Origin of the sequence: Asticcacaulis sp. (genome assembly GCF_051956075.1) — a bacterium.
Taxonomy (GTDB): domain Bacteria; phylum Pseudomonadota; class Alphaproteobacteria; order Caulobacterales; family Caulobacteraceae; genus Asticcacaulis.
The window spans coordinates 20,619-27,062 of sequence record NZ_JBQCGA010000059.1 but is presented as its reverse complement, the minus strand read 5'-3'; the positions used below and the strand labels follow the sequence as shown (position 1 = coordinate 27,062).

Sequence of the window (6,444 nt, the reverse complement as noted above, 5' to 3'; positions counted from 1 at the left end):
ACCTAACAAAACGCCCGGCCCTTAGGGGGGGTTTTTTTTTTTCGTTTGGCACACGCGAAAAACCCGATGGTTCGCATTATTGGGTCTTGGGGGGGGGGGGGACATTTGGCCCCCGCATACCTTACTCCACCGCCTCGGCTTTGGTCGCCTTGTCGGAGCCCTTTTGCGAGGGCGTCAGGTCGAAGGCGATCTTGCCGTCGGTCAGCTTGACGAGGACGTGGCCGCCCTTGACCAGCTTGCCGAACAGGATTTCGTCGGCCAGGGGCTTCTTGATGTTCTCCTGAATGACGCGGGCCAGCGGGCGGGCGCCATAGAGTTCGTCATAGCCGTTTTCGGCCAGCCACTTGGCCGCATCGTCGGTCAGTTCGATCGAGATGTGGCGGTCGGCCAGTTGCATTTCCAGTTGCAGGATGAACTTCTGGACGACCTGACTGATCACCTCAGGCTTCAGTTGCTTGAAGGTGACGATGGCGTCGAGGCGGTTGCGGAATTCCGGCGTGAACAGGCGCTTGATGGCCTGTTCGTCCTCGCCCGAAACCTTTTCGCGACCGAAGCCGATCGAGTTCTTCTGGTTGTCGGACGCGCCCGCATTGGTCGTCATGATCAGCACGACATTGCGGAAATCGACCTTCTTGCCGACCGCGTCGGTGAGCTGGCCGTGGTCCATGACCTGCAACAGGATGTTGTAGATGTCCTGGTGCGCCTTCTCGATTTCGTCGAGCAGCACGACCGCGTGCGGCTGCTGATCGACGGCGTCGGTCAGGAGGCCGCCCTGATCGTGGCCGACATAGCCCGGAGGCGCGCCGATCAGGCGGCTGACCGTGTGACGCTCCATATATTCGGACATGTCGAAACGCAGCAGTTCTATGCCGAGGGTCGCCGCCAGTTGCTTGGCGACCTCGGTTTTGCCGACGCCGGTGGGGCCGGAGAACAGGTAGCAGCCGATCGGCTTTTGCGGATCGCGCAGGCCCGCCCGCGACAGCTTGATCGCGGTCGAAAGCTGTTCGATGGCCTCGTCCTGACCATAGACGACGCGTTGCAGATCGGCGTTGAGGTCGCGCAGAGCCTGGGTGTCGTCGCGCGACACCGACTTGGACGGCACGCGGGCGATCTTGGAGATCACATGTTCGATCTCCTTGGGGCCGATGACCTTCTTCCGCTTCGATTCCGGCACGACCATCTGCAGGGCCCCGGCCTCGTCGATCACGTCGATCGCCTTGTCGGGCAGCTTGCGATCGGTGATGTAGCGCGCCGACAGCTCAACGGCGGTCTTGATGGCCGCGTCGGTATATTTCAGATGGTGGAAGGTCTCATAATAGGGCTTGAGGCCTTTCAGAATCTTGATGGTGTCGTCCAGAGTCGGCTCATTAACGTCGATCTTCTGGAAGCGACGGACCAGCGCCCGGTCCTTCTCGAAGTGCTGGCGGTACTCCTTGTAGGTGGTCGAGCCCATGCAGCGCAGCGTGCCCGCCGCCAGGGCCGGTTTCAGCAGGTTGGAGGCGTCCATGGCGCCGCCGGAGGTCGCGCCCGCGCCGATCACCGTGTGGATTTCGTCGATGAACAGAACCGCGTTCGGATGCGCCTCCAGTTCCTTGACCACCTGCTTGACGCGTTCTTCGAAGTCGCCGCGATAACGGGTGCCGGCCAGCAGCGTGCCCATGTCGAGCGAATGGATGGTGGCGCCCGCCAGGACTTCAGGCACTTCGCCATCGACGATCTTCTTGGCCAGACCTTCGGCGATGGCGGTCTTGCCGACGCCCGGATCGCCGACCAGCAGCGGATTATTCTTGGTGCGGCGGCACAGGATCTGGATGCAGCGCTCGACCTCGGCGGAGCGGCCGATCAGCGGATCGACCTTGCCGTGACGCGATTTTTCGTTGAGATCGACGCAGTAGGTCGAGAGCGCGTCGGTCGAGCCGCCCTTGGCCTTGTCGTCGCCGGAAGCGCTGTCCTCGGTGGCGCCGCGCACGACGCGCGGCTCTGAGGCGCCCGGCTTCTTGGCGATGCCGTGGGCGATATAGTTGACCGCGTCGTAGCGCGTCATTTCCTGCTCCTGCAGGAAGAAGGCGGCGTGCGATTCGCGTTCCGAGAAGATGGCGACCAGCACATTGGCGCCGGTGACCTCATCGCGACCGGAGGACTGAACGTGGATGACGGCGCGCTGGATCACGCGCTGGAAGCCCGCGGTCGGCTTGGCCTCCTCGGAATTGGGCTCGACCAGGGATTTCAGGTCGGTCTCGATATAGGCGTCCAGAGCGGTGCGCAGCTTGGCCAGATCGACATTGCAGGCGTTCATCACCGCCGCCGCGTCGACATCGTCGATCAGGGCCAACAGCAGGTGCTCAAGCGTCGCATACTCGTGATGATGCGCATTGGCCTGGGCCACGGCGCGGTGCAGAGTTTCCTCTAAAGCGCTGGAAAAAGACGGCATGACGACCTCCTGAGGCTGAAAACGCGATACTCAATAAAACAGTGTTCGGCAAAACCTCTAAATTATGGTTTAGGTCGTTTTACCATCGGCGGGGTGAATGACGGCTGAACCGTCGCTTCACCGGTAGTTTCCCTCCCTCAGTCTTTCTCCCCGTCAATCCTTTTCCATCGTGCATTGCAAAGGGTGCTGATGCCGACGGGCCATATCGACAACCAAGGCCACCTTTGTTTCGGCGACCTCATAGGTATATACGCCGCACACCCCCACACCGGTTTGGTGCACATGCAACATGATGCGAGTCGCATCCTCGCGCGACTTGTTGAAGAAGCGCTCCAATACGTACACGACGAACTCCATCGGCGTGTAATCGTCGTTGAGGATCAGCACCCGGTAAAGGGAAGGCTTCTGCGGCTTGGGCCGCGCCTCCACCACCGCCAGCGGCGAGCCTGCCGGACGCGTCCCCGCCATGCCTTTATCCGCCGACGTGATGACGTCATTTTGAGCGTCGTGACGCAAAACCTACCTCTTGCTGCGCGCTGCGATCAAACCACTCCCCATAGATATGTCGGAGTCGCGATAAGACAAGATAGTGCAAACCATGAAGCTGTTAAGAGGGTAAATGCGCCCCGCCATCACAAGACGATCACAGATTCTTTTGTGATGTAAAATCGCATGCAAAAAGGCCCCGCGCCATCACGCGCGGGGCCTTTGCAGTCAGATCAGATCGACCGATTAACGGTAGCTTTGGAACTTTTCAACCGTAGCGGTGACGCGCGCGTTGATCGGCTTGCCAAGCGCGCGGCGCATCCGCTCCGACGCCGATTAACGGTAGCTCTGGAACTTCTCGACGGTCGCAGTGACGCGCGCGTTGATCGGCTTGCCAAGCGCGCGGCGCATCCGCTCCGACGCCGATTAACGGTAGCTCTGGAACTTCTCGACGGTCGCAGTGACGCGCGCGTTGATCGGCTTGAACGTATCCTTGAACGAGGCCGACAGGGTTTCGGCCATCTGGTTCATTTCGGAGACGTAGGCTTCCATCGACGACTTGGCGTACTTGGATTGCAGTTCGATCACTTCCTGCACGCTCTTGGCGCCCGACAAGGTCTTAGCGGCGGCGACGGCGTCGTCCCAGGACTTCTTGGAGTAGGCCATGGCCTGCGCGCCGACAGTTTCCGCGCCCTTGGTGGCGGCGGTCATGCTTTCGACGACAGCTTCGACATTGCTCTTGGACAGGGCGCTGACTTCGTTGAGCGCGGTCAGGGTCTTTTCGACCGAATCCTTGTACGCCTGATTGCCAGCGGCGGACATTTTTTCAACGGTCGTCTTCAGGGTTTCAGCAGCTTCTACCATGGGAAGGCTCCTTGAGGTTAAATAAGGTTGGACAAGCCGGGACTTGGGGAACTTCTGTTGCGTTCCTTACCGCCGGACATCCTGCCCGGATGAACGGCGTTATATCGCACTCGCAGCAGCCGGTCAAGAATTATGTTGCGCTGCACAAAAAGCTAACGCATTCGTGATGTCGCAAATTCCCCTCCGGTGGGAGTTTTTTAGCCAGACCGTCCGGTTAGTGATTTGCTGTTCTCGCCTTACGCCGCCAATATGACGTTCGTATCGCGGCGGCCTTCACAATAAGGTGTGATTAAAGTTTGATTAAGAAAATCCCGTGACATACTTGCCACATAGATCATGCGGTCCATAATGGGACCACATTGATCTTTTAGAGGTCAGTCGCGCGGCGGGCGGCAGTATCAGCGGATTGAGTTAGGGATCAGGCTTCGATGCGTAATTTCGGGCGTTCATTCGGGCGTAAAATCGCGCCCCTCACCTCCGGCGCCCTGAGCGCGCTGCTTATCGCCTCCGGCGTCGGCGCAGCGGCGCACGCTCAGGATTTGAGCGACAACGCCAAATATGCGGGCATCGTCGTTGACGCGCAGACCGGCGAGGTTCTGTACGGCATGCGCGCCGATGCGGCGCGCTATCCGGCGTCGCTGACCAAGATCATGACGCTCTATCTGGTCTTCGACGCCCTGTCGCATGGCCAGATCAAGCCCGACGACCAGATCGTCATCAGCCAGCACGCTGCGTCGCAGGCGCCGGTCAAGGTCTATATGAAGCCCGGTCAGACCATCGACGTCGATACCGCCATGCGTCTGGCCGCCATGTATTCGGCCAACGACATGGCTGTGGCGCTGGCCGAAAAGGTCGGCGGCACAGAGGAGCGCTTCGCCGCCATGATGACGATCAAGGCGCAGGAGTTGGGCATGACCGAGACGCGCTTCGTCAACGCCAACGGCCTGCCCGACCCCCGCCAGATCACCTCGGCGCGCGATCTGGCCATTCTGGCCCGCGCGGTCTTGCGCGACTACCCGCAATATTACAGCTATTTCGACCTGCCGAGCGTAACTTTCCGCGGCCGCACCTATTACAACCACAATCCGCTGCACGGCATTCCCGGCGTGGACGGCATGAAGACCGGCTTCACCAACGCGGCGGGCCTTACGCTGGTGGCGTCGCAGGTCAAGGACGGCCATCGCCTGATCGCGGTGATCATGGGCGCCACGTCGAGCCGCCAGCGTCGCGAGCATGGGGAAGAACTGCTCAATATCGGCTTCGATGTCGAGTCGCGCCGCGACCACGGCGAGACGCTCGTGGCGCAGGCCGAGTTCGACAAGGCCTTCGCCAATGGCGGCGTGATCCCGTCCGCGCCGCAACCCTATCAGGTTTCGACGCCCGACGGCCCCGTGCCGTACACGGTTCTGGCCAGCGCCGACAAGCCGCTCAGCGATCAGCAACTGCGTGATGCGCTCGAAGGCAGCGAGCAGGCCAACGCCACCGACAGCAATGTGCAGCGCGCCAGCGCAGTCGTGAAGGCGCCCGACGTGGTCGCCGCGCTCAACGCTGCGCCGACCGCCGCCGACCTGCCGGTCGCCAAGCCGGAGGCGAAGCCTGCAACGAAGGCGGCTTCGGCCAAGCCTGCGGTCAGGACTCGCCTGGCCGAGGCCGACACGAAGAAGAGCCGCAAGAAGGCGCGCGCCGACGCCGTCTGGTCGATCCAGGTCGGCGCCTTCCGCGATCACTCTCTGGCGCGCGACTGGGTGAAGAAGGTGCAGGAACGCTTTGACGACTCGCTCAGCAAGGGCAAGTCGCAGATCACCAAGTCCGACGCCGGCTGGTACCGCACCCGCTTCGCCGCCCTGACCAGGACCGAAGCGCAAACGGCCTGCAAGTCCATGAGCGCCAAGCACCTCGACTGCATGGTCATCAAGCCGGACGCTTAAACCCTGATCCGGTAGTGATAGGCGTAAGCGTCAGTGAAACCGCATCCGGCGTAGAGCCTTCGCGCGGCTGAGTTGACCTCGCGAACCTGTAGATAGGCGTGGCGCGCGCCCTGCGCGAAGCCCCACGCCATCAAGCCCTTCAACAACCGCTTTCCGTACCCCTTGCCGCGGAAATCGGGCGCGATCACCAGATCGAACAGGCCGAGCCATGCATCGTCGCGAACCGCCAGTCCATAACCGATAAATCGCCCCTCCTGCGTCAGACGCGCAAAACCCGTCTTCGCGACAATCCGCTTTATAATCCCGTCATGCAGGTGACGCGACGCAGCAGGGACGGAATTCGCCGCCGCGAAGCCGTCGAGCCAGTCTTTCGTCGCAACGTCGCCGATCTCCAGTTCCGCCGTCGGCCCTGCCACATCCCCCAGCGCCGCGATCATGACGCGCGACGGGTCGTCCTTCATGTAGCCCGCCATAGCCAGCGCATCATCCGTATCGACCGGCGCCAAGGGCGTCAGGCGGAAGATCGTCGGCAAGCCGCGCGCGTCGTAAAAGGCTTCGGCGGCTTCGCGCGCGATTACGAACGCGCCTTGCGGCACCATCGCATTGGCGGAATTGGCCCGCTTGGTAAAGCCCTGGGTCGCGCGCATCGCCCAGCCGCCCAGCCATACCGTTTCCTCGGCGGGCCATGCCGCCAGAGCCAGCTTTTCCAGATGGGTTATCAGCGCCGCGTCCACA

Annotated in this window: 5 protein-coding genes; 1 reads left to right on the top strand and 4 read right to left on the bottom strand. The window is 61.7% G+C overall.

Features of this window, described 5'->3' with window-relative positions:
• Nucleotides 1–121: 121 nt before the first annotated feature.
• The 3 genes from clpA to ACTHLA_RS15305 form a co-directional block, all read right to left on the bottom strand.
• On the bottom strand, nucleotides 122–2,431 hold the full coding sequence (gene clpA / locus ACTHLA_RS15315) for an ATP-dependent Clp protease ATP-binding subunit ClpA (RefSeq protein WP_440191261.1): 2,310 nt from the start codon (nucleotides 2,429–2,431) through the stop codon (nucleotides 122–124).
• A 153-nt stretch (nucleotides 2,432–2,584) separates the two neighbouring features.
• Nucleotides 2,585–2,899: an ATP-dependent Clp protease adapter ClpS gene (gene clpS, locus ACTHLA_RS15310; RefSeq protein WP_440191267.1), complete on the bottom strand. Its 315-nt coding sequence runs from the start codon at nucleotides 2,897–2,899 to the stop codon at nucleotides 2,585–2,587.
• A 444-nt stretch (nucleotides 2,900–3,343) separates the two neighbouring features.
• Complete coding sequence (locus tag ACTHLA_RS15305) at nucleotides 3,344–3,781, bottom strand: phasin family protein (protein ID WP_440191258.1); 438 nt, start codon at nucleotides 3,779–3,781, stop codon at nucleotides 3,344–3,346.
• Nucleotides 3,782–4,209: 428 nt separating this feature from the next.
• Between ACTHLA_RS15305 and ACTHLA_RS15300 the strand changes: the two genes are divergently transcribed.
• On the top strand, nucleotides 4,210–5,709 hold the full coding sequence (locus ACTHLA_RS15300; RefSeq protein ID WP_440191255.1) for a serine hydrolase: 1,500 nt from the start codon (nucleotides 4,210–4,212) through the stop codon (nucleotides 5,707–5,709).
• Here the strand turns inward: ACTHLA_RS15300 and ACTHLA_RS15295 are convergent.
• Nucleotides 5,706–6,443: a GNAT family N-acetyltransferase gene (locus tag ACTHLA_RS15295; protein ID WP_440191252.1), complete on the bottom strand. Its 738-nt coding sequence runs from the start codon at nucleotides 6,441–6,443 to the stop codon at nucleotides 5,706–5,708. The genes ACTHLA_RS15300 and ACTHLA_RS15295 overlap by 4 nt on opposite strands.
• Between the last annotated feature and the right edge of the window lies 1 nt (nucleotide 6,444).